Origin of the sequence: Thermodesulforhabdus norvegica, assembly GCF_900114975.1 — a bacterium.
In the GTDB taxonomy this organism is placed as follows: Bacteria; Desulfobacterota; Syntrophobacteria; order Syntrophobacterales; family Thermodesulforhabdaceae; genus Thermodesulforhabdus; species Thermodesulforhabdus norvegica.
This window is the reverse complement of the sequence record NZ_FOUU01000005.1, coordinates 22,258-45,425: the sequence shown is the minus strand read 5'-3', so window position 1 is coordinate 45,425 and position 23,168 is coordinate 22,258. Positions and strand designations below refer to the sequence as shown.

Annotated in this window: 27 protein-coding genes; 13 read left to right on the top strand and 14 right to left on the bottom strand. The window is 49.4% G+C overall.

All coding sequences use genetic code 11. From position 1 onward, the window contains the following. Positions 1–39 precede the first annotated feature (39 nt). Positions 40–2,100 (top strand): hypothetical protein, encoded by a 2,061-nt coding sequence (locus BM091_RS08370; protein ID WP_093394961.1) that lies wholly within the window; start codon positions 40–42, stop codon positions 2,098–2,100. Then, the gene (locus BM091_RS08365) at positions 2,097–2,687 is read left to right on the top strand and encodes a YdbL family probable chaperone protein (RefSeq protein ID WP_093394959.1); all 591 of its coding nucleotides are present in this window, start codon (positions 2,097–2,099) and stop codon (positions 2,685–2,687) included. The genes BM091_RS08370 and BM091_RS08365 overlap by 4 nt, the downstream gene beginning before the upstream one ends. A gap of 56 nt (positions 2,688–2,743) precedes the next feature. Here the strand turns inward: BM091_RS08365 and trpA are convergent, their stop codons facing one another. Genes trpA through aroF form a run of 8 tightly spaced genes read right to left on the bottom strand, consistent with a single transcriptional unit; the run spans position 2,744 to position 10,442 of the window. Then, on the bottom strand, positions 2,744–3,547 hold the full coding sequence (gene trpA / locus BM091_RS08360; RefSeq protein ID WP_093394958.1) for a tryptophan synthase subunit alpha: 804 nt from the start codon (positions 3,545–3,547) through the stop codon (positions 2,744–2,746). Then, positions 3,544–4,746: a tryptophan synthase subunit beta gene (gene trpB / locus BM091_RS08355; RefSeq protein ID WP_093394956.1), complete on the bottom strand. Its 1,203-nt coding sequence runs from the start codon at positions 4,744–4,746 to the stop codon at positions 3,544–3,546. The genes trpA and trpB overlap by 4 nt, the downstream gene beginning before the upstream one ends. Next, on the bottom strand, positions 4,718–5,395 hold the full coding sequence (locus BM091_RS08350; RefSeq protein ID WP_177193591.1) for a phosphoribosylanthranilate isomerase: 678 nt from the start codon (positions 5,393–5,395) through the stop codon (positions 4,718–4,720). Before BM091_RS08350 ends, trpB begins: the two co-directional genes overlap by 29 nt. Before the next feature lie 15 nt (positions 5,396–5,410). Continuing rightward, entirely contained in the window at positions 5,411–6,214 is an 804-nt protein-coding gene (gene trpC / locus BM091_RS08345) for an indole-3-glycerol phosphate synthase TrpC (protein ID WP_093394953.1), read from the bottom strand. 13 nt (positions 6,215–6,227) lie between these two features. Further along, on the bottom strand, positions 6,228–7,244 hold the full coding sequence (gene trpD / locus BM091_RS08340; RefSeq protein ID WP_218148854.1) for an anthranilate phosphoribosyltransferase: 1,017 nt from the start codon (positions 7,242–7,244) through the stop codon (positions 6,228–6,230). Positions 7,245–7,261: 17 nt separating this feature from the next. Next, complete coding sequence (locus BM091_RS08335; RefSeq protein WP_093394950.1) at positions 7,262–7,843, bottom strand: anthranilate synthase component II; 582 nt, start codon at positions 7,841–7,843, stop codon at positions 7,262–7,264. Positions 7,844–7,855: 12 nt separating this feature from the next. Continuing rightward, complete coding sequence (locus tag BM091_RS08330) at positions 7,856–9,349, bottom strand: anthranilate synthase component I family protein (protein ID WP_093394948.1); 1,494 nt, start codon at positions 9,347–9,349, stop codon at positions 7,856–7,858. A gap of 28 nt (positions 9,350–9,377) precedes the next feature. Beyond that, a complete protein-coding gene (gene aroF / locus BM091_RS08325) occupies positions 9,378–10,442 on the bottom strand; it encodes a 3-deoxy-7-phosphoheptulonate synthase (protein ID WP_093394947.1) in 1,065 nt (354 codons plus the stop codon). 460 nt (positions 10,443–10,902) lie between these two features. Between aroF and BM091_RS08320 the strand changes: the two genes are divergently transcribed. From BM091_RS08320 to BM091_RS08310, 3 genes are read left to right on the top strand one after another with little or no spacing between them, the layout of a single operon-like run. Beyond that, positions 10,903–11,856 (top strand): glycosyltransferase family 2 protein, encoded by a 954-nt coding sequence (locus BM091_RS08320; protein WP_093394945.1) that lies wholly within the window; start codon positions 10,903–10,905, stop codon positions 11,854–11,856. Beyond that, positions 11,807–12,811, top strand: coding sequence for a lysylphosphatidylglycerol synthase transmembrane domain-containing protein (locus BM091_RS08315; RefSeq protein ID WP_093394944.1), 1,005 nt, complete (start codon positions 11,807–11,809; stop codon positions 12,809–12,811). The genes BM091_RS08320 and BM091_RS08315 overlap by 50 nt, the downstream gene beginning before the upstream one ends. A gap of 2 nt (positions 12,812–12,813) precedes the next feature. After that, complete coding sequence (locus BM091_RS08310) at positions 12,814–14,487, top strand: hypothetical protein (RefSeq protein WP_093394942.1); 1,674 nt, start codon at positions 12,814–12,816, stop codon at positions 14,485–14,487. Here the strand turns inward: BM091_RS08310 and BM091_RS08305 are convergent. From BM091_RS08305 to BM091_RS08280, 6 genes are all read right to left on the bottom strand, one after another. Then, on the bottom strand, positions 14,476–14,949 hold the full coding sequence (locus BM091_RS08305; RefSeq protein WP_093394941.1) for an HAD family hydrolase: 474 nt from the start codon (positions 14,947–14,949) through the stop codon (positions 14,476–14,478). The genes BM091_RS08310 and BM091_RS08305 overlap by 12 nt on opposite strands. After that, complete coding sequence (locus BM091_RS08300; protein ID WP_093394939.1) at positions 14,946–15,152, bottom strand: hypothetical protein; 207 nt, start codon at positions 15,150–15,152, stop codon at positions 14,946–14,948. The genes BM091_RS08305 and BM091_RS08300 overlap by 4 nt, the downstream gene beginning before the upstream one ends. Before the next feature lie 79 nt (positions 15,153–15,231). Continuing rightward, positions 15,232–15,567, bottom strand: a complete 336-nt coding sequence (locus tag BM091_RS08295; protein WP_093394938.1) for a ferredoxin-thioredoxin reductase catalytic domain-containing protein — start codon at positions 15,565–15,567, stop codon at positions 15,232–15,234. A gap of 3 nt (positions 15,568–15,570) precedes the next feature. Next, positions 15,571–16,527 (bottom strand): GSU2086 family protein, encoded by a 957-nt coding sequence (locus tag BM091_RS08290; protein WP_093394936.1) that lies wholly within the window; start codon positions 16,525–16,527, stop codon positions 15,571–15,573. After that, positions 16,493–17,110 (bottom strand): D-sedoheptulose-7-phosphate isomerase, encoded by a 618-nt coding sequence (locus BM091_RS08285; protein WP_093394935.1) that lies wholly within the window; start codon positions 17,108–17,110, stop codon positions 16,493–16,495. The genes BM091_RS08290 and BM091_RS08285 overlap by 35 nt, the downstream gene beginning before the upstream one ends. A gap of 17 nt (positions 17,111–17,127) precedes the next feature. Further along, positions 17,128–18,108 (bottom strand): aminotransferase class IV, encoded by a 981-nt coding sequence (locus BM091_RS08280; RefSeq protein ID WP_093394933.1) that lies wholly within the window; start codon positions 18,106–18,108, stop codon positions 17,128–17,130. A 111-nt stretch (positions 18,109–18,219) separates the two neighbouring features. On the opposite strand from BM091_RS08280, the gene BM091_RS08275 reads away from it, so the two are divergent. The 8 genes from BM091_RS08275 (at position 18,220) to BM091_RS08240 (ending at position 23,168) form a co-directional block, all read left to right on the top strand. After that, positions 18,220–18,927, top strand: a complete 708-nt coding sequence (locus BM091_RS08275; RefSeq protein ID WP_093394932.1) for an HAD family hydrolase — start codon at positions 18,220–18,222, stop codon at positions 18,925–18,927. Beyond that, positions 18,894–19,772, top strand: a complete 879-nt coding sequence (locus tag BM091_RS08270) for a PAC2 family protein (RefSeq protein WP_093394930.1) — start codon at positions 18,894–18,896, stop codon at positions 19,770–19,772. The genes BM091_RS08275 and BM091_RS08270 overlap by 34 nt, the downstream gene beginning before the upstream one ends. Positions 19,773–19,971: 199 nt before the next feature. Next, positions 19,972–20,271 carry a DVU0150 family protein gene (locus tag BM091_RS08265; RefSeq protein WP_093394929.1) on the top strand — a complete coding sequence of 100 codons (300 nt, stop codon included), beginning with the start codon at positions 19,972–19,974 and terminating at the stop codon, positions 20,269–20,271. A gap of 20 nt (positions 20,272–20,291) precedes the next feature. Then, positions 20,292–21,326 (top strand): sulfite exporter TauE/SafE family protein, encoded by a 1,035-nt coding sequence (locus tag BM091_RS08260; protein ID WP_093394927.1) that lies wholly within the window; start codon positions 20,292–20,294, stop codon positions 21,324–21,326. Positions 21,327–21,344: 18 nt separating this feature from the next. Next, complete coding sequence (locus BM091_RS08255) at positions 21,345–21,695, top strand: hypothetical protein (protein WP_093394926.1); 351 nt, start codon at positions 21,345–21,347, stop codon at positions 21,693–21,695. Positions 21,696–21,774: 79 nt separating this feature from the next. Further along, positions 21,775–21,993: a hypothetical protein gene (locus BM091_RS08250; protein WP_093394924.1), complete on the top strand. Its 219-nt coding sequence runs from the start codon at positions 21,775–21,777 to the stop codon at positions 21,991–21,993. Positions 21,994–22,000: 7 nt separating this feature from the next. Then, entirely contained in the window at positions 22,001–22,780 is a 780-nt protein-coding gene (locus tag BM091_RS08245; protein WP_093394923.1) for a hypothetical protein, read from the top strand. A 1-nt stretch (position 22,781) separates the two neighbouring features. Continuing rightward, positions 22,782–23,168, top strand: a complete 387-nt coding sequence (locus BM091_RS08240; RefSeq protein ID WP_093394921.1) for a response regulator — start codon at positions 22,782–22,784, stop codon at positions 23,166–23,168.

Below are 23,168 nucleotides of genomic sequence, written 5' to 3'. Positions count from 1 at the left end.
TCGTTGTCCCTGGTCTCCACCCTCCGGTGACCCCGGAAAATGTTCAAAAAAATCGTTATTTACCTCATAAAATGTATAAGCTCCTTCCTCATTCTACTTTCCTTACATCCGCCTGCAAATGCGGCGGATGACTTTTCCATCAATACCTGCGGAGAGCCACCCACACGGGCTTTTACGATTTCTGACGTGGGTCTCTCTTTCCCCTTTGTTCGTATAGCCCACGTAAAAGCCCGCATAAGTGTATCACCGTCACGAAACTGCACATGGTTAATTACGATCGAAAAAGGCCGGATGGGATTGCTGAGGCTTTACCTGCCCAACGGGAAAGGCTTGCTCATAGAAAATACCGAAATAGAGGGCACCATTGCGTATCGCAAAGGAATTGTCGTAAGTTCTCACATAACGGTAAAGTTAGGAAAGCCTCTGGGCGGAACCATAATGCTGATCCAGAAGCACGAAAATCAAAGGGATAAGAACACCGTTGATCTGGCGATATACAACAGCAATCTTTTTGAGGTAGTTAATACCCTGATGAATGACAGTCTGGCCGCGGGTTCCTTTCCCTTTGAACTGGAAATCCGTGCTACTTTTGGGCGGCAAATTGAGGTCGCCACGGTTCAGGGTATTCTGAGAAACGTGTCTTTTGAAGACCATAACTTTGAAAATGCGGCAGAAGACCTGAAAGTGGATCTTTCCGCAACTGCCCGTTTTTCCGGCAGTGGATGGAGAGTTAAAGGAAAGGCGGAATGCTCAAAGGGTAACCTTTTTTCTAAAGGTTACGTTATAGATTTTGCAACTCTACCTCTGACCGTGAACTTCGAATTTCTCCACGACGGCGAAATTCCTCCGGATGGAACGGCAGACATCTTCCTGGACAATGTCGCTTCCGTTCGTCTGGTCAGCAAAACCTCTGAGCTGCAATGGGAAATAAACGTTCCCGACCTCGAAGTGCTGGTGGGGCGTCTTTTGAGTGTCGCCGAGGGCGTTATTCCGGCTTTGAGAGAATTGGAAGCCGGGGGATCGTTCAAAGCCCAGGGTTTATACAGGTATGCCTCCGGGTCGGGCTGTTTGAAAGGATCGATGCAGTGCCTGAATTGTTCCTTACTCTATAAGAAGGTACGATCTCGCTTTGATGTGGATCTCCCGGTATATTTGAGCAATTTACCTGAAGGCTCCACATGCAAAGACGAGACTATAAGCGGGAAAATCGTGCTCGAGGAAACCACCATCGGCGATCTATCCCTTACCGACTACTATGTGCCCATCACAGCGTCTTTGAACACCTGGAAACTGGTTGATCCTATTGAGTTTAATCTATCCTGGGGAAAAGTGGTCGTGAGAAGAGGAATTTTCGAAATATTTCCGAAACCTCGAGGATTAATCAAGGTGGACATTCCGGATTCGCTAAGGTTTGAGTTTTCACACAAAGATCTCGCACGCCCGCTTAAATTGGAGATCGAAAGGGCGTCGAATATTGATGTGCTCTATCAAAACAACAAACTGGAGATATCTCCGGCGGTGAAATTGAGGGTATTTTCCGGACAACTTACTGTTGACCACTTCTCAATTGAAGACCCGCTGTCTCCCTCCAGATCTCTGGTACTGGACGCTCACTGGAAGGGAATTGATCTCGAAGAGCTGAGCCGTCTGGTATCTTTCGGTATCATCAAAGGCAAGCTTTTCGGCGAAGTAAAGGATTTGCGAATTGTTTACGGGTTACCGGTAAGCTTTGACCTCAGGCTTATGTCGGAACCGGCAGAAGAGCAAACGATAAGCGTTCTTGCCGTACGGAACATAACTCAGATCGGCAGCTCTGGAAATCCCTTTCAGGGTGTTACAGGGGCGGTTATGACGACCTTTTTCAAAGAATTTCCCTATGACCGTATTGGCATCAGGTGTACATTGAAAAACGATCAATTTTCTGTAAGAGGTTTGATTAAAGAGGGGGATACCGAGTATCTTATAAGAAAACGGGGCATTCGGGGGATAAACGTTATTAACAGGCAATCCCCGAACGTTATTTCCTGGAACGAAATGATAAGACGGCTGAAACGCATTGAACGGGCAGAATCAGCAAAAACGGAGGATAAGGAGCGATGAAGGCAAAAAGGTTGATCGTCCCGGTGATGGTCTTTCTACTTTTGTCCTGTGTTACCATAAACATCTATTTCCCCGCAGAAGAAGTTCGCAAGACGGCAGAAGAGATCGTCGGGGAAGTAAGATCTTATGAAGCACCGTCTGAGAAGGAAAAGCCCAACCCGAAAACCTCTCCGCAGTCGCTTTTTGAACACAGAAAGGGTATCTACGTGGGGATTTCGGTTTGTTTTGCCCAGAAGGAACTGACGGTGTCAAATGCCGCCATAAGAACACTTAAAGAAAAAATGAAAAGAAGAGCGGCATCTTTGGCTCCTTTTTACGATAAAGGTGCCATAGGTGAAGGTCACGACGGTTATGTTAAAATCAGGTCTCTTGACGGCCTGGATTTCAAAGAAAAAGCCACCCTCAAAAGGCTAGTGGAGCAGGAAAACGGCGACAGAAAGAATCTTTATAATGAGATTGCCAGAGCCCTGAACATAGATCCTTCGCAGGTCGGGCGGATCGGGCAAATTTTCGCCCAGGAGTGGCAGAAAACGTCTCGACCAGGGTGGTGGATTGAGCGCCAGCCGGGCAAATGGCAGAAAAAATAGCTTATGAAAGTACGCAGCAAAGACCGGCAGATGTAGAACTCTGCCGGTCACCATTTTCAAGACGACCATTGTGCTTCTTTGTATTTCCGAGTTTGCTCCGCAATGAGGTACGGTATATCGGCACCTGAGACGAGTCCCTCTTCAATCGTCTTTACAAAGGCGCTTCCTATAACCACCCCGTCGGCAACGCTGGATATAGCCTTCACCTGATCGGCTCTGGATATACCAAATCCCACGCAGACGGGAAGATCCGTGCGTTCTTTCACCTGCTGGACCATCTGAGAAACCTCACCGTAATCCACTCCTTCGCTTCCTGTTACACCGGTTTTCGAAATGAGGTAAATAAACCCCGATGCATCCTTCACGATTGCGCTTATACGGGCGGCAGGGGTTGTGGGGGCAATAAGGCGAATGAAATCGATATCATTACCCGGCCATTGGTCAAGGAACTCGCGGGCTTCTTCCGGAGGAAGATCAACCACAAGCATACCGTCGATTCCGGTTTCCACTGCCGCGCGGTAGATTCTTTCTGCACCGTATTTGAACAAAGGATTATAGTAGCTGAAAAGAACCAGAGGAACATCAGATTGTTCACGGATCTTACCGGCAAGCTCCAGAACACGCCTTAACGTCATGCCGTTTTTCAACGCCCGTTGCGACGCCCTTTGAATGACCGGACCATCGGCCGTTGGATCGGAAAAGGGAACTCCCAGTTCAAGAATGTCCACTCCCGAACGACACATGGCAAGAATTATTTCAAGGGATCTGTCGAAATCGGGATCGCCTGCGGTAACAAATCCCACGAGAGCCTTTTCCTTTCGTTTTTTTAGCCTTTCAAAAAGCTCCGAAATCCTGCTCATGAATGCGCCCTCCCCGATGCAGACAGTACAATGTCCAGATCCTTATCACCCCTACCCGAAAGGTTCACCACGATAATTTTTTCTGGATCCATCGTCTTCGCCATTTGCATTGCGTAGGCCAGAGCATGAGAGCTTTCCAGGGCCGGTAAGATACCTTCAGTTCGTGCCAGTAAGTGGAAAGCTTCGAGGGCTTCATCGTCCCTTACTGCAGTGTACTTTACGCGCCCGATTTCCTTGAGATAGGCATGTTCGGGTCCCACACCGGGATAATCCAAACCTGCCGACACGGAATGAGCCTCTTTTATCTGTCCGTCTTCGTTCTGAAGTACGTAAGACTTAGACCCGTGAAGCACGCCGATCTCCCCGGCATTCAACGTTGCCGCATGTTCCCCCGTTTCAATCCCCTTACCGGCCGCTTCAACACCCACCATTTCAACGGGATCTTCCAGAAATTCGTAAAACAAACCCATCGCGTTGCTACCGCCGCCAACACAGGCAACGAGAATATCGGGTAGTCTGCCGATCTGTTCAAGAATCTGAGACCTGGTCTCTTGACCTATAACCTTTTGAAACTCCCTGACCATAACCGGATAGGGATGGGGACCTGCGACGGAACCTATAACGTAGAAGGTATTTCGGACCGTCGTCACCCAGTACCGCATCGCTTCATTCATTGCGTCCTTAAGGGTGCCCGTGCCGGATTCCACGGGCACAACCTCTGCTCCCAGTAACTCCATTCTCCTGACGTTCGGAGCCTGCCTTTTTATGTCCTCGGTGCCCATAAAAATTCTGCACTCCATACCGAAGAGCGCTGCTGCCGTTGCCGTTGCAACCCCGTGCTGACCTGCTCCCGTTTCAGCAATTATCCTGCTTTTCCCCATCTTTCTGGCAAGCAGAGCCTGGCCTATGGTGTTGTTAATTTTATGAGCGCCCGTGTGAGCAAGATCTTCCCTTTTTAGAAATATTCTGGCTCCACCAAGGTAATCCGTAAGGCGGGACGCAAAGTAAAGCGGAGTAGGACGCCCTACATAATGGGTCAGATAATAGACATACTCATCAAGAAACTCTCTGTCGTCCTTTGCCGCATAAAAGGCCTCTTCCAGCTCAAGCAAAGCAGGCATAAGCGATTCCGCCACATACCTGCCTCCATAGGGACCAAAGTGGCCCCGTTCATCCGGTACTCCCCTGACGAGTCTCATGAAAAACTCCTTTCACCTTTTCAACGAGAGTCCTAACCTTCCTTTCATCCTTCACACCCGGCCTGAGTTCAACTCCGGAACTGACATCAATACCCGAAGGCATAACGCCGCGTACGACGTGGCCGACATTTTCGGGATTTATACCCCCTGCGATAAGTGCAAAACCTCCAGCCGAAATAATTTTCTCGGTCGTCTCTCTTGCTTCTCTCCACTCCCACTCTTCCCCCGTGCCTCCAAGACCACTCCGTCCTGCTTCCAGCAGAAAGGCATCGCAGAAATAAAGATTCACATCCGAGAAAAAAGGCTTCCGTTTTGCGAAGAGAGCCTTGCAGACCTTTAGGCCTTCTCTTCGGAGAGCGGTCACCACCTCACGGGACTCGTCTCCGTGAAGTTGCGCCACCTCGATTCCGGTAATGTCCCGGATTCTTAGAATCTCTTCCGGGCTTTCCTTTACAAAGACGCCGAAAAACACCACATCATTGCCGACATCCGAGATTATCGACCTTACGGTCTCTGCCGTTACCGCTCTGGGGCTCGGCGGGTAAAAAACAAACCCCAGCGCATCCACACCTGCATCAACGCAAACCCTTGCATCTTTTACGGAAGTAATTCCACAAATTTTTATAAAGATTCCCTGCCCTCTTTTCATGGACATCCTCAAGGTCTAAGAGGAAACTAATAAAGCCCTTAGAGCACTGACAGGATCACCGGAACGAACCAGATATTCTCCCACGAGGAAAGCGTGAACGCCGGCATCTCTTACCCTGCGAATGTCGTCGGGCGATTTTATACCGCTTTCGCAAACGACCAGGTGTCGCTTTTTATCAACAAGGCCTGCCAGTCTAACCGTCGTTTCAACAGATACCTCGAAGGTCTTGAGGTCTCTGTTGTTTATGCCCACAACGTAAGCCCCCGAATTTACGGCGCGCTCGATTTCTTCCTCGTCGTGCGTCTCCACGAGTGCGTCGACACCCAGTTCCCTGCAGAGATCAATCAGGTCTTTTAGCTGGTCGTCCGAAAGAATTCTCACTATCAAAAGAACGGCATCGGCTCCCCAGGCGACAGATTGGTAAATCTGGTAAGGATCCCACATGAAATCCTTTCTTAGGAGCGGAAGATCCGTCGAGCTTCTGGCGGTGCTGAAGTCGTCGTCCCTGGCATGGAAAAAATCCCGTTCAGTCAAAACCGACAACGCCGCCGCCCCGCCAGCCTCGTAGGCCGAAACGGTCTTAACCACATCAAGATCCGGTCTCATCAACCCCTTAGACGGAGATCCCCGTTTGACTTCGGCAATAATTCTGGGACTGCCCTGCGGATCTGCCCGAAGTGCTGCCGAAAAATTTCCCGATCGACCTCCCGCTTTCTTTTCTGCCAGTTCCCTCCAGTGCCTTTCCGGTATTCTGGACTTTTCCTCTCGCAATCTCTCCGCCTTTACGGCCACTATCTTCCGCAAGATGTCTTCTCGCATGACCATGCCCTTTCTAAAACGAGGAGGTAAACTCGACCAGACGCTCAAGTTTTTCCAGAGCCTTACCGGAGTCTATACTTTCTTCCGCCAGCTTAATACCCTCTTCCAGATTGCCGGCAAGACCGGCGGCAACGATTGCGGCGGCACTGTTTATGAGAACCACATTTCTCCTGGGCCCCCGCTCTTTACCCTCGAGAATCCTGCGCATCACGGAGGCATTGAATTCGGGATCACCGCCTTTCAGCTCCTCGGGATCGGCCCGTTCACCGAAGTAATGTTCCGGATATATCTCGTAAGTGCGCACCATGCCGTCGTTCAACTCGGTTACCCTGGTGGGAGCACAAACCGAAATTTCATCCAGGCCATCGTAACCGTGAACCACGAAAGCCCGCCTGGCACCCAGTAGCTTCAACGCCTCGGCAAACATCTCGGTAAGCTCCGGAGCGTAAACACCCAGCACCTGACAGTTGGCTCCCGCAGGGTTGGTAAGAGGCCCCAGCATGTTGAAAATCGTTCTCACACCCAGTTCTTTTCTTGCCCTGGCCACATGTTTCATGGCTTCATGGTACAGAGGAGCAAAAAGAAACCCTATTCCTATTTCCGCTACCGCCTCTTCCACGACTTCGGGGTCAACATTGAGGTTCACCCCCAGAGCCTCCAGCACATCGGCGCTCCCACACTTGCTCGATACGGCCCTGTTTCCGTGTTTTGCTACTGTAATGCCACACCCGGCAACGACGAAGGCCGAAGTTGTTGAAATGTTGAAGGTTTCGGCGCCATCTCCTCCGGTTCCACAGGTATCGACAATGGTGGGAGAGAGAACCTGCAGTCTTCGGGCCTTCCGCCTCATGGTTCTCGCAGCTCCGGCGAGTTCTTCAAAGGTTTCTCCTTTCGTAGCCAGAGCCCCCAGAAAAGCTCCGATCTGAGCATCCGTTGCTCCTCCCGAAAAAAACAGCTCCATAACCTCGCCCATTAAACTTTCCGACAGATTCTCCTTGGCCATAACACGGCGAAGCACATCCTGAACCAACATGCTGTACCTCCTCTTTATTTCTCGTTAATGCCGTGAACGGTTAAGAAATTTCTCAGTATCCGTTTCCCCACGGGAGTTCCCACGGATTCCGGGTGAAACTGAATGCCCTCGGTAAGGTGCTCTCTGTGACGGATGGCCATTATCTCGCCGTCATCGCTTTCTGCACTAATTTCGAGGCAATCCGGGATGTTCGAGCGGTCCACGACCAGAGAATGGTAACGCATGGCGGGGAAAGGCCTGTTAAACCCCTGGAATATGGTTTTCCCATCGGTGCTTATCATCGAAGTCTTTCCGTGCATTATTCTTGTGGCGTGAACTATCCGGCCACCGAAGGCCTGAGCTATAGCCTGGTGCCCGAGGCAAACACCGAGGATCGGAATCTTTCCCGAAAAAAATCTAATAGCCTCCAGGGTGATTCCCGCAGAGTCGGGTCTTCCCGGGCCCGGAGAAATCACGAGGGCTCGTGGGTTGATCGAGGCAATGTAATCAACCGTCACCTCGTCATTCCTGAAAACCCGGAGCTCACAACCCAATTCTCCCAGATACTGTGCAAGGTTATAGGTAAAAGAATCGTAATTATCGATGAGAACTATCATTTCCTGATCCCCCTACATACCATTTGATATAAGGCTTAGGGCTCGTTCCATGGCTTTTGCTTTATGAACCGTTTCCTGCCGTTCTTTTTCCGGGTCGGAATCGTAAACGATCCCTGCCCCGGCCTGAACCTTGATCTCACCCTTCGCTATCTCCGCCGTTCTTATCGTAATCGCCAGATCCATATTGCCCTGAAAAGAGACATATCCTACCGCCCCTCCGTAAGGACCTCGAGGCCTTCCTTCAAGTTCCGCTATAAGTTGCATTGCCCGGACCTTTGGAGCTCCTGTGAGTGTCCCCGCCGGGAAGGTGGCCTTGAAAACATCCCACGCATCAAGGCCCTTTTTCAGGTGAGCCTGAACGTGAGAGACGAGGTGCATCACATGGGAATATCGTTCAACGGTCATATACTCGGTCACCTGAACCGACCCGGTCTCGGCAATACGCCCCAGATCGTTGCGTCCCAGATCAACGAGCATTATGTGTTCCGCCCTTTCTTTCTCATCCCTTATGAGCTCATCGGCCAGGCGCCTGTCCTCCTGCTCGTTTCTTCCTCTCGGTCTCGTTCCTGCTATGGGCCTTACCGATGCCACACCGTGCTCCAGCCGAACCATGGTCTCCGGCGACGAACCGACCAGAAAGCGGGAATTGAAATTGCAGTAAAAAAGATACGGTGAGGGATTAATAAACCTCTGAACTCTATAAAGAAGCCAAGGATCCGGTGCTGTGGGGCTTACGAAGGGCTGAGAAAGAACTATCTGTATGGCCTCTCCATCTCTTATATACTCTTTGGCTCTCAGCACCATACTGCGGAATTCTTCCGGGGGTATCGGGGTTTCAAGCCGTATCGGTACGCTCCGGGAGACCGAAGTCGGCGGTTTTTCAGAGTGGAGCAGTTCTTCCAGAGAATCCAGTCGCTCTAGGGCGTAGTCATATGGATTTTTCAGGTCCAGAACCGGGAAATGGGAAGAAGGTCCGTAAAACAGTGTGACCAGTGTTACCGTATGATTCCTGCGGTCGAATATCACCAAATCCTGGGGAACTATAAGGTGGGCAAGAGGTTCCTCTTCGGGAAGAAAGTTAGGCACAGGCTCAAAAAAGGAAACCATTTCGTAACAGAAATAGCCCACGAACCCTCCCCAGAACCTGGGGAGTTCCGAAATCTCCGGCACCGTGAATCGGGACATAAGCTCGCGCAGTACCGACAGTGGATCCCCTCTATGATCGATAGATCGGGAAATTTGGCCGTCGGAAGTCAGCACATCCACACGATCGCGAAAGACCTTCACCTGCGCATAAGGAGTCACACCCAGAAAGCTGTACCGCCCCCATCTTTCTCCGCCTTCGACGCTCTCGAAGAGAAAAGCTCCGTCCTTTCTGTATATTTTCCCCAGAATAGATACGGGGGTTTCCATATCAAAAAGCAGGGTTCGACAACATGGGACAACCGAATAATTTCTGATCAACTCCTCGAATTTTCGTCTTTCGGGAAATTCTCCTAATCTCATGGATTAACCTCTCGACTTTTCCTGTTGATCATACAGAACCTGCACAAATCCCGATTCTCGGAACCGAGCTCTCGTCACCACAAAGAGCCTGAACTTTCTCGAGTTCTTTCATAAGGAGGGCAAATTCCTGAAGGTTCAGGGACTGGGGACCATCACTCAGGGCTTTCTCCGGTTCCGGATGAACTTCCACCATTATGCCGTGAGCTCCGATTACGCAGGCGGCCTTGCTCAGCGGGATGACCTGATCTCTGACACCACAGGCATGGCTGGGATCAACTATGACGGGAAGATGCGTTTCCTTGAGCAGGAACAAAACAGCCGATAAATCGAGAGTGTTTCTGCTGTGTTTGCAGAACGTCCGTATGCCCCTTTCGCACAATATAACCCTTGGGTTACCTTCGCTTACTATGTATTCTGCGGCCATAAGCCATTCTTCAACCGTGGCACTCATACCTCTTTTCAGCAGAACGGGCTTGTCAGAACGCCCCGCACGCCGAAGTAGAGAGAAGTTTTGCATGTTCCGAGCTCCGATCTGTACGATGTCGCAGTATTCTTCCACCAGATCGTAGACGACATGGTCCAGGGCCTCGGAAACAATGGCAAGCCCCGTATCTTCTCTGGCCCTGGCCAGAATTTTTAACCCCTTTTCTCCAAGCCCCTGGAAAGAATAGGGAGATGTTCTGGGCTTGTAGGCTCCTCCCCTGAGAATATGCCCGCCCGCTTCCTTTACGGCATGGGCGGTTTCCAGAAGTTGCCCCTCACTTTCCACTGCACAGGGACCGCCGATAACTACGAGTCCCGATCCGTTGCCGATACCGATAGTTCGACCACAAGAAGTAATGTTGACAATTGTTGGTAGTGGATGGAACTCTTTGCTCACCAGCTTGTAAGGCTTGGTAACGGGTATGGCCTCTTTAACCCCGGGCAGAGATAAAAAAGGCGACGGGTCAATGGCATGATCGTTTCCGACTATTCCTATTGCCGTTCTATCAAGCCCGGGTATCGGACGGGCCTGATAGCCCAGCCGCCGGATTACCTCAATAACCCGTTCTATATCCCCAGAATCTGCCGTTTTTCTCATTACTATGAGCATCTCCTGCCTCCTTTATAAAAAAAGGCCGTGGTTAAAACCCACGGCCTTTGCAAAAAACAAAAGCCGTGGGAACCAGGGGCTCCCACGGCTTTTCCGACTATGTCAGGGGCACATTACGGACGACGCCCGTGGGAGACCCCTCCCGGGTTCCACCACCAGCGCCACCAGAAAAAGTGCCCACTTTTCACCATCAGCTTAAAACCTCCCGCACAAATATTCCGATAACGTTTTTTCTCAAAGTACTTAAAAATCTCCTGCTGTCAAGTGCCAATAAACTGCACTCTCGAAAAAATCAATAAGAGAATTTCCACGAGACAATCCAGAGACCCACCCGCAAAACCCTTCAACAGTTTTTCCGCCTTCTTGACACCGGATCTACCTGCAGGTATTAGTCAATGCGTGCTCTTCACAAGTGACCGGAGAATAAACGGAAAAATATTCACAAGCTACAGGGCGGAATATGCCCGAATCATCCATCGATATATCCGTCGTAATACCCGTATACAACGAAAAGGATAACCTGATCCCGCTTACCGAAGCCCTTGCCGGTACTCTCAAACAGTTGAACAAATCCTACGAGATTGTCTTTGTAGATGACGGTAGCAATGACGGAAGTACCGACCTGCTGGAAACCATTGCCCAGAGGTATCCTTTTGTCAGGGTTGTAGTTCTGAGACGAAACTACGGCCAGAGCGCCGCCTTCGCCGCAGGAATCAACCACGCTCGGGGTAACATCATCGTCACGATGGACGGAGACCTGCAGAATGATCCTCAGGATATCCCCAGGCTTATATCAAAGCTCGAGGAAGGATTTGACGTGGTACACGGCTGGAGAAAATCCAGAAAAGATCCTCTGATTACGCGCAGGCTGGTCTCTATGGTGGCTAATTTTCTCATAAGATCCGTTACAGGAGTAAACGTTCACGATTGCGGATGTTCCCTCAGGGCCTATCGTCGCAACGCAATAGACGAAATAAACCTGTACGGCGACCTTCATAGATTTATTCCGGTACTTTTAAGTATGGAAGGGGCAAAGAGTGCGGAAATCGTCGTAAACCACAACCCACGCAAAAAAGGGCAAAGTAAATACGGGCTCTCGAGGGCCTATCGGGTATTCGCCGATCTGATACTTATGGCCTTTTTCCAGAGATTTATGACAAGGCCGCTTCACGCTTTCTGTCTCATCGGTGGGGCATTGATATTGACGGGATTCGGAATATGCTGTTACCTATCCTTTCAGAAAATTGCCCTGGGATATGATATAGGTCACCGACCGTTGCTCTTGCTCGGTGTATTGCTAATACTTTTTGGAATAAACCTTTTCACAACCGGCCTTCTGGCTGAGTGGATAATGCGCGTCTATTATGAGGCACAGCATAAAAAACCCTATCGAATACGCAAGATCCTCAATTAACTTCCTGTTCAGACTCTTGAGAAATAAAAAACTGACCGTTGCACTCAAGGTGTTTATTACCGCCCTGTTTCTGTCGTTTTTGCTCTTGAGAATTGACGGCTCACGTCTCGTGAAAATCGTTCAAAAAATAGGTTTTTTGCCCTGGGCATTAGCATTCTGCACCTATCTAACAGGTCAAACTGTCAGCACCAAGCGCTGGCAGATACTCTGTCAAGCACTGAATTATTCTATCCCTTTCCGAACGCTCTGGAAATATTACCTGACGGGGTGCTTTTTTAACCTTTTCCTACCAACTTCTGTCGGCGGCGATACCGTCAAGACAATTATGCTGGGGACGATAACGGAGAACTTCACCGAATCCTTTTACACGGTTCTCTGGGATAGACTCTTCGGGATAGTCGCAATGGGACTGATTCTCTTATCCGGCGTCGCCGTACACCATCAGGCCCTGCCGTCGTTTGTAGACGCTATTCTGGTGGCAAGTTCTCTATTTTTTTTAATAGCTTACACGCTTTTTCCAATAATCTGGCACATGATAACTGCCTTTCCGGTTGCAGGCCGGATAAACAGTTCTTTTATCAAGTTCTGGCAGCCTGGCTGCCTCATACGGGCCCTGACGGCTTCTCTTGGGTTTCATACCCTGTGGATTAGCGTTCATTTTATTTTTGCGAGAGCGGCCGCTTTAAATATACCGTTTACCTATTTAATGGTTGCCGTGCCCTTTGCCTCCGTTATCAGTACAATTCCTGTTACGATTCACGGAATTGGACTTAGAGAAGGTGCACTCCTATACATTCTGGAATTTGCAGGAATAGATGCAGAGGAGTCAATCGTTCTGGGCATTTTAACCTATTCTGTAATGCTCGCCACAGGAGCATTTGGTGGGCTGGTCTACAGTCTTTTGCCGGTCGAAACCAGGATAATGTCAGGGAGTAAAATAACATCAGGAAGGTAGCCGTGAGCGGCCAAACACTAAAGAAGTCTAAATCCGTTCCGGCTTTCCTGTGCCTGCTTTTTGCAGGACTTGTTCTCTTTAATCTTCGCGTACTGGATTCATGGTTCATCGTGGATGATACTGCCTGTCTATCTTGCGCCCGGTTTGAAGTCAAAGACCTTCTTTTCGACAGAGAAACCTACAGATACTTCAACAGAATGTTTTTTACTCCTGTACTTCCCATCTCCTTTAAGATCGTATGGCCCTTCTCTCATCTCAACCCTGCAGGATATCATATTCATAATCTGGCAAGTTTGACTCTGGGTTGCACTCTGTTTTATTGCCTTATCAGACTGTACGCCTCGGCCCTGGCTTCGGCCCTTGCTACCTGCCTCTTAGCTTTTTCAATGCCCGCATCTTTTGACGTGGCATGGTGCACTAGGATTCATTACTTGTGGGGCTTTACCGCATCACTGTCGAGCATCTATCTTTTCAAACTCTGGGAACAAAAAAGGCACTCCTTTTTGCTACTGATGTCCCTGGTCACCGCAATGGTTTCTTTTTTATCAAAAGAGGCATATCTAATTCTTCCAGTGACGATAACTGTTATATCGGAAGGTTCCGTAAAAAATCGAATTGCCAGGTCTGCACCCTATTTTGTTATGCTTGCTTTGTACATTGCCTGGCGTTACTATATGATATCCGGTCTCGGCGGATATCCGGGATCAACATCGCATCCGCTTGGTTCTCTCATAAGGCTGGGAAGTGGCCTGCCTCTGCTCGCAGAATTGCTTTACGGAAAGGCGGGTGCAGTCATTATCGCTCTTTTAGTTATCCTTGCTATAACCAATCTCAGAAAATTTTTCGTCATTATTACGCTCTTAGCCATTACGATTTCTCCGTTTGTCTTCTATCCCGGTGTTTCTTTTGCCCCGGCTAACAAGCTTTTGTCAACGACGGCCGTGGTATGCGCCCTCTTTGCGTTTGCCACAGATAGATTAAGGGAAAAATTGCGTTTTTCCCACATTATTTCTCTTTCGCTATTCTCTTTGCTTCTTGCCGGATCAATTCATTCATCAATCCGGGCACAAGACACCGTTCTGACCCTGTCTAAATATTACTGGAAGGTATCTCAAGAACTGGTCGACAACAGAAACCGTTCGGTGCTGATAGTGACTCCTCATGCCTACTACTTCAGTGCCCTGCACGATGTTCTGACAGAGCTTCTTGGAAGGGATGTGCCAATCCTTCGTTCAGCCTCTTCGAAGCTCGCATTGCCATACCTCGATGTGAAGGACTTCGACTCAGTTGTCATTGCCGAAAATCTAAGCCTTGGCCTGGACTGGTCTCCTGAAAACAGTCCGGATGTGAAGGTCTTTCGAGGAAAAAGGGCACAGGACTCACTCAAATCACTGGTAACAGAGGTAATGAGTAAGACTATTCTCGATGCTCCACGGGTAAGCTTTCAGGAAAAGAAAGATGGTTTGCGGATTCTTATTACAGACGCAAGAAACGGTACCTACATAAGATGCCTTTACAGAGAGGAATACATCGGCTGTTATCCGATACCTCGTGACTATAATTTACCTCCGGATGTCCGGGGTTTCGAAAGAATTGACATCTTTCTTATAGATTCAATGGGCAACGTGAGTAAGCCAACCACCTTCAAGAACGGGCCACACTCATCAGTCACGTAGCGTTGCAACAAGCCTTGCAGGATTCAAAAGGAGTTCCAGGGCAGTCGATATGCTGGATGTCACAACGTCGGCAGATACAATAGCCTCAAAGGCAGCGCCCTCTTCCTGAACGACGGCTATGCCGAGAGCTGCAGATTTAAGCATCAATCGATCGTTTCGACCGTTTCCTATACATACGCATCGATCTTTACCGAGACTTTCAACGTATTCTGCTTTTTGCTTCGATGCGTTAGCACCGGCTAAAATAAAAAAGTTGATGCCCATTCCCTCAAGCATAGCTCTGGCAGATCCAAAAGTATCGGCCGTTAAAACGTGGATCGTCATGATTTTTGAAAGCCTCTCAAGCAACTGTGGCACCTCCGGCTTGAGGCTACCGCCGAAGGCCAGGGTCCCGTTGTAGTCAAGCACAAGATGTTCAAGATTCAGAGTCTTCCAGCCGGGTATCTCTAACACGAGGCTCATGCAACCCTGCTATTCCTGACAAGGGTTTCACAATCACTGCGCCACAAACATCCCGTTTCACCGCACACAAAAACCCGATCGGTGCCGAAACACTCGGGATTCCTTTCGGCTCTCTGTATAGCCCTTATTATCTCCACTTTCCCCATCCGATAGGTGTTTATAGACATTCTTTTGGCAATCTTCCTCACATCATTTATGTGCATGGCGCCACCTCTTCATTACTACGAACAAAGGTAATCAAGTTTGTGACAATTATAGTTCCACAAAACGTATCAAGTCAATTTACAATGAGAGTCGCCTATCAAGAGGTCGCCTTTCGGGGACGTACACATGGGGGATCTTCCCCTCATTCCACTCCTTCGATACATATAATCCGCAGTAGCAGCTACCGTACTCCTTCACATCGGGTTCGCGATAAACGCAGGGACATATTATATCTGCATCCCGTTCCCTATCTCCCGAAGCAAGCCTACAGGGACAGGCCATGTATCCATAGCGTTCCTTATTGATCAAAAGCGCTTCGAGAAGCCTGAAAACCATATCTTTGTCCTTATTGAAATAGAACCCTTTCGGTTCCTGAAGGGCTTTAAGGCGTGAATAGAGTTCTTCTACCGTCATTTTTTATGAACCTCCCTTTAATTCCTCCAAAACCGAAAAAAGCAGAAGTGGAATCATTATTTCGTGATGCCCCACCAGATAATATCCTTTACCGGTTTGTCCCGGAGGACGTTCTACAACGTTTTTAAGAGGGCGATATTGCATGTTGAAGTCCATAACCACGGTGGTGATCTTTGAAAGAGAGTACCCCAGGTTTCGGCATAGGGCCACCGCTTTAAGGAAGACTTCCGGCATAATCACGGCGGATCCCGCATTGATGTAAACTCCCTCATCGAGGCTGCTTACGAGCCGGCAAAAGAGCCTAAAATCAGTATAAGAAAGCCTTCCCACGGCCGACGGATCCATCTGAGGGTGCATGTGAATTATGTCGGTGCCTATAGCAACATGTATTGTAACGGGATTTCCAAGCCTGTACGCATTGCCGCATATACTGTAATCACGGTAGGGCAATCGATCCTCCCATATTTTACGACCCACAACCCATCCCAACCCTCTGTCGTCAAAACCCTTCACCCCTTCTCTGATGGCTTCGTGAATAAAGGTAGCCGTTTCATCGGCCATTCCAAATGTCCCGTTCTGGAGGTGGTTTTCTACATCTTCAGACGTCCGGCCTGAAAGAGCAATCTCCACATCATGTATCATCATTGCTCCGTTGGTTCCCACTGCCGTTATGATTTTTTCTTCCAGAGCCTGTACGATCAGCGGATTCAAGCCGACCTTTACGGGATGAGCACCCATACCAAAAAGAACGATCCGGCGATGCCGTAGAGCCTTTACAACAGCCTCTATAACCTCTTTGATCGTCTTTCCCGCAAGCAGGTCGGGCAACGCCTCGACGAAGTCCTTCAGACGACCACCCGGGTGCCACGGCCTGGAAAAATCGGTTAAACTAACCTTGCTCAGTCTGTCCTTCAGGGACACCGTTTTAACATTGTTGAAGTCCAGGGGAGTCCAGGTCACCTGATGTTTCCTCCATGTAAAGGATTTCAACCATCCCGCAGATAAGATGGGCCAGAAATATGTGGCATTCCTGAATTCTCGGCGTGTTCGCAATGGGAACATGTACTATAAGGTCGCAATAGACATCCATGTCCGTTTTGTCAGGTCCTGAAAGTCCCAGGGTATAAAGACCGTGTTCCCGAGCCCATCGCAGGGCTCTGACGACATTTTCAGACCTGCCGCTTGTGCTCAGCCCCAGCGCCACATCTCCTGCTTCGGCCAGAGCCCCTAGTTGCCTGACAAAGACATCGGAGAAGGAGCGATCATTGGAGACAGATGTGAGAATTGAAGTGTCCGTTGTAAGAGCTATGGCCGGAAACGGCGGTCGTTCAAGACGGAATTTATTGACAAACTCGGCGGCAATGTGTTGAGCATCTGCTGCACTTCCACCATTACCAAAGCAGAATAGCTTATGCCTTCCCCTAAAGGCTTTCAAAATAACCCTTGCCATGTCCACGAGGGTTTTTTCACTTTCAGTGCGGAGTTTTTCCAGAGCTCTTCTGAGATCTTCAAAGGCGCCTTCGATATACTTATCGGGCCGCATCACAGCACCACTTGCCGTTATGTCCACACTTCTGTTGTTACTGCAGGATTATCTTTCATGTCCTGCCGCAACATTTTCAAGAATTTTGTGAAAAACGGGCCCGGTTGACCGTTCCCTATTCGTCTGCCGTTAAAAAATACAACCGGCAGCACGTCAAAGGTGGTCCCGAACATCATCACTTCCTGGGCTCTCAGTACGTCTTCAACACGCACATCGGCTTCCCCGACATATCCAAGCACCTTGGATTTTACCAGCTCCTGGGCGAGTTCCATCATCCTTGTTACGGTAGTACCCCTGAGAACCTTGTCAAAACGGGGCACCAGAAAAGCATAATCCGCCGTTATTACACCGATATTCTCCGTAGGCCCCTCTCCGATATTTCCATGCTCGTCCACAGCCACGGTGTAATTAACCCCTGCCTCTTCAGCTTCTGCACTCATCAGCACATTGGGAAGATAATTGCAGCTCTTAATCCCTGCGAAATAAGAAGGCTTCATGGGAATGCTGCTCGTTTTCACGGACACACCCGCAGAGTACCAGTCCTCAGGGTATTCAGGTAACCTGGTAATAACGACGTAAAGTTGAGCCCCAATGGACTCGGAAGGTTTCGTTGTAAAACCTCCAGGGCCCCTGGAAACAAAAACCCGGATAAGGCAATTTTTTTCCTTTCCGGCAATTATTGTACGCTTCACAACATCGATCAACTCACTCCGAGAACAGGGGATATCCAGCTTTACCGCTTTCGCCGATCTCTCAAGCCTGTCAAGATGCCGGTCAAGTAAATATATCTTCCCATCGACGCATTTAAAGGCCTCAAAGATGCCGTCCCCTCTGTGAACCATATGGTCATCGATCGGTATAAGCATAAATGCGGGATCCGTGACAATTCCGCCATACCAACTCGAGAACATGGCAAGGTAATTCTTCTGGTAGGGAAAGATCCGTTCACCTATGCGTTTAAATACCTCTTCTTTCGTAAGCACATCGAGTTGATTCATAAACCTTCTCCCTGCTAAATTATCCACCACATACTGGATACTGTGAAAAATCACACAAAACGATAGAACTTAAAAGCACTATGGGCAAGACATTTTGTATAGGGCAGATCCATGATAGACACATTTATATTCGATTTTGACGGAACTCTTGCGGAACTGACAATAAATTTCGCAGTTCTAAAAGCCCGAATTGAGGCTCTTGCCGAGAGGTACGCAGGGCCACTGGAGTCCTCTCAACTTCCCCTGCTGGAAAGGATTGAAGAGCTCGCCAGGGCCATCCACATACGAAGTCCCCATCACTCGAGGGATTTTAGAAACAGAGCCCTGGATCTGGTCAGGGCAACGGAGATCCGTCATGCCTCGGAAGGCAAGCTTTTCGCTTTTACCCGTCCGCTGCTGGCATCCCTGATAAATTCAGGGCATCGCATCGCTGTTGTAACGAGAAACTGCGAGGCAGCGGTCAGGATCGTGTTCCCCGATATAGAAAAATTCTGTCATGCCTTCCTGGCGAGAGAACACGTGAAATACGTCAAGCCGGATCCCCATCACATAGAAAGGGCGTTAGAAATACTGGGAAAAGCTGACAAAACCCGGGTCATGATCATAGGCGATCATCCGCTGGACATCAAAGCAGGCATTGCGGTAGGAGTATGGACGGCAGGCGTGGCATCAGGACGCATCAGTATAACCCGGCTAATTGAAGCGGGAGCTCATTATGTTGCCGAAAACTGTCTGGCTTTATTCAGGCAACTTTCAGAAAAAGACCTGGTGAGGGGTTTGAACCTATGCATGGCGGCAAATACCATACGGGCATCATAGGCTTTTCCGGCTGGTGTGATGCCGGGGCGGTCGTACAGAACACGGTAAACCACATAATCAGCTCCTGTGAAGCCGAAGAACTTGAAAAATGGGAGCTGGATTCCTTCCTTCATTCTGATCGAGAGCGACCTCAAATAAAAATAGAGCATGGAATCGTTCGGGGACTTTCCTGGCCCGCAATGACTTTTTACCGCCTGAGAGCCAGAACTATGGACAAACTCCTTATCGCCTTCGGGCCCGAACCATCCACCAACTGGCGCATTTTTTCCCGGGAATTGATAAACCGCCTTGACAACTACGGCATACGCCGAATCGTGTTACTCGGTAGCCTCTACGATCAGATCTTCCACGACGAAGTATTCGTCTCGGCCGTCGTGATGACGCCTGCCGCACTCAACGTAGCAAAGTCGGCGGGTTGCAGGCTCATTCAGTATGAAGGTCCTGCAGCCGTTCACGGAGCCGTTATGATGGAAGCCCAGAATAACAGAAACATGGAAACAATTGCAATTTGGTCCCATGTACCCTTCTACTTAAAAGGTCCCCATGAAAAAGCCATGGTAGTGATGCTGGACGTTTTGTCCCGTATGACGGCGGTGAACTTTCCCCATGGCAACCTTGACCGTCAGTGGGCAATAAGACTGAAGCAACTTGAAAAGCTGTTACAGGAAGACGAAGAACTACGAAACCTTATTGAGACACTGAAACACCAGAGTCATCAGCCCTTTAGGGCACTACCCGGAGCACCTCCATCCCTGAACGCCCCGGAATCTCCACCCAAAATTATACACATAGACGACTTCATCAAGAAAAAGCGGGAAAACGATCTATCTTCACAGGACGATTAGAAGCACTTTGCTCCAGGGGTGACCTCATCCCCCGGACAGTGTCAGCTCGATACCGACACGAAACAATCCGTATATTCCAACCCGACAACCATAACCTGCCGTAATTACAGCTACTTTACATCAGATCAGTAGAGGCACGCCTTTTGCCCTGCCGTTATGTGGGCACGGAGACGGACAAACTTTTTCAGGAGGTGTCGGTATGGAGAAAATCAAAAAGAAGCTGATGGGGTTAATTGGCTTTCTGTTTATTTTTGCCCCGTCGATGGTTTGGGCCGGCGGTGGTAAGGCCAGTATGCTCGTGGTTGTGGCCGACACAAGGCGAATTTCCAACCCCATACTGCACTACTTCGCCAACATGTACAACACAAACATCACGCTATTTGCCTTCTGGGCCGTTGTGCTTACGGCTGCCTACGGATGTCTGCTGGGGCTTTTGATGGACTTCATAATGGCGAGAACCGGACTTGATCTGAAAACGAGAAAAATCATTGAACATTAAAAAACTTAAAGGAGGTTGCCATGGATTGGCTTTATCTTTACATGCCTATAGCTGGTTTCAAGATATTCTGGCCGGGGCTTGTGCTCATAGGCTTCAGTGTCGGCGTGATCGGTGGTTTCTTCGGTATGGGCGGCGCATGGATGGTTACGCCGGGGCTCAATATTCTGGGATTTCCCATGGCCTTTGCCATCGGAACCGATATAGCCCACATAGCCGGGAAGTCGATGGTTTCGACCTTCAGACACAGCAAATTCGGAAATGTCGATTACAAGCTGGGCATCGTCATGCTGGTGGGAACCATGGTCGGGATAGAGTGCGGAGCCCGGCTCGTCATGTGGCTCGAAAGAATCGGCAGGGTCGGCTCGGTCGTTCGGTGGGTTTATGTGGTCTTCCTGTTTCTCATAGCGCTTATGGTCTTCGTTGACTACGCCAAGGCGGTAAAAAAGAAAAGAATGGGCATCGTTGAAGGTGAAAAGGGCACCGAAGGAATTACCTGGTATAAAACCCTGCACAGGATCAAAATACCTCCCATGATGCATTTCAAAACAGCGGGTTTCACCTGTTCCGCCTGGCTTCCCATTATGGTTAGCTACGCTACCGGGGTTCTTGCAGGATTTCTGGGAATCGGCGGTGGGCTTCTGAGAATGCCGGCTCTGGTTTACTTCGTCGGATGCCCTACCCATATAGCCGTCGGAACAGACCTTTTCGAGGTCATGATTTCGGGACTTTACGGAGCATTCACCTATTCGCTCAAGGGCCGTATTGAGCTGGTCGCCGTATTCATAATGCTTACCGGAGCGGCAATTGGGGCACAGATCGGAACGGTTGCAACCAAATACTCCAAGGGCTACGGAATCAGAGTTGCCTTCGGCTGTGCCGTGGTGTGTTGCATGATCTCCATCATTCTCAAGCAGTTCAAATATAATCTTCCTGCGGCCATTCTTATACTCGGTGCAATCACGGTTATTTCTCTCTACATCATGATAATAATGTTCAAAGGAGCCGCCGCAGAACTGCGTGAGAAAAAAGCTCGCCTGGCTTCTGTTCATTCCTAAAACGCAAGGAGGGCGGTCATGAGGAAGACAGCCTATTTTGTAACTGCAGTGCTTTTCCTCAGTATCTCGACCATCTTCGCCCCGCAGATTCTCGCAATCGACGCGGAGGTGGCACAGGGAAAGTGCATCTCCTTTGACAGGGAAAAGGGTGAAGTAACCATAGAGGAATACGATACGAACTTTTCTCAAGAACACCCTTACGGCATGCCCACAGGCAGACATCTCCACCTCAGGCTCACGAAGAACACCCTGATCGGTATTCCTCCAGAACCGGGAGATATCCTCCGTATTGCCTACATCGAGCAGGATGGTAGCAATGTCGCACTCCGGATCATGAACGTCTCCAAGCAGGACCTCCGTAAGAAGTAGCAGCATCAAACACACTTCAGGGGTTTCTCCGGCTCTACTCCCCCCGGCCGGAGAAACCCCTCAGAATCGGGAGGAAGAAATGAACCTCAACAGGCGGCAATGGGCAGTTCTCATTACGATGGATACCCTCTTGTTACTTGAACTCATTCTGGCAATGTACCTGGGTTCCATATACGGGGATCTCAGTTCTACATTTCTCAGTATTTTCGTTCCTGCAGCCGCTCTGACGGTCCTGACATGCCGTAAGATTATAAAAAGTCTTGCAGGCACCGGGACCTCAACTCCGGACAAGAGGTAACACACCGATGAAGTACCTATCGAAAACCGTGGGGCTCCTCGGGCTGATAACAGGCGTTGTGTTTGTAGTCTCCATCATGGACGGCTGTGTTGCTGGCTTCCGGAAACCAAAAAGGGAATACTCCGCTGTGCCGGGTCAGGTGGTTAAGATCGTTGAGAAAGCTCCGGGACCGATCGAGCAGGCCGCTTCGATTTCCTTCTCATCCTCCTGTTCCTCAATAAGGCCTTCGGTTACAGAGATTCGTGGCAGGTTGTGGCACGGGAGGATAGAAATACCGGAAAATACGGTTCCGGCAGACTGCACGATATCCGTAACCTACCCGGGCTATGAGAGAAAAGAACAGGTCTATCGTCTAAAGATATTCCCGACGAGAAAGGCGCTTCTGGCGGATTCTTATTCACTCTTCGAAAAGTGGGCCGGGTGGAATCCCTGGATCATAGCGGCAATTTCCTCCACCATTCTGATGATTCTCATGATGGTATCCTATTGCATATCGCTACTGCGTGAAAAAAAACAGAAAAACTTCGGGGAAATAAGGGACTTCAGGTCCGAAGGCGGGAAGGCTTACGTGTATTTTCTTATTTCCCGGGAAGACGACATCGAGCCGGGACAGCCCCTGGCATTAATCGACGTAAACGGAAACATCGCGGGCCTGGCAAGGGTTTTGAAGATAAACGGATCGAGAGCGGCGGCAGAGGTGATGCATTTTCAAGGGGATCTGAAACCTTCCGGGGTCTCATGGAACTTCGACGATATAAGGCGCGCCGCAGGAATCGGAGGATCTTAAGATGTCCGAGAAGGCCAGGATACTCATTGTGGACGATGAAGATCGCTTCAGAAAGACCCTCAAGAAAAACCTGCAACTGGAAGGATTTTTCGTGGACGATGCTTCATCGGGATCTCAGGCTCTTGAGAAACTCTCGGGTTCGTCCTATGATGTTGTACTTCTGGACATTCGCATGCCGGGTATGAACGGAATTACCGCACTGGAAAAAATCAAACAGATGTCTCCACAGGTCGAAGTAATAGTTCTCACAGGACACGCTTCTGTGGACGTTGCCGTCAAAATCATGCAACTGGGAGGCTACGAGTATTGCCTGAAACCCTGTGATGTAAAAGATTTAATCAGCAAAATAGAGCATTCCATGGAAAAGAAAGTCCGGTCCAATAAATAA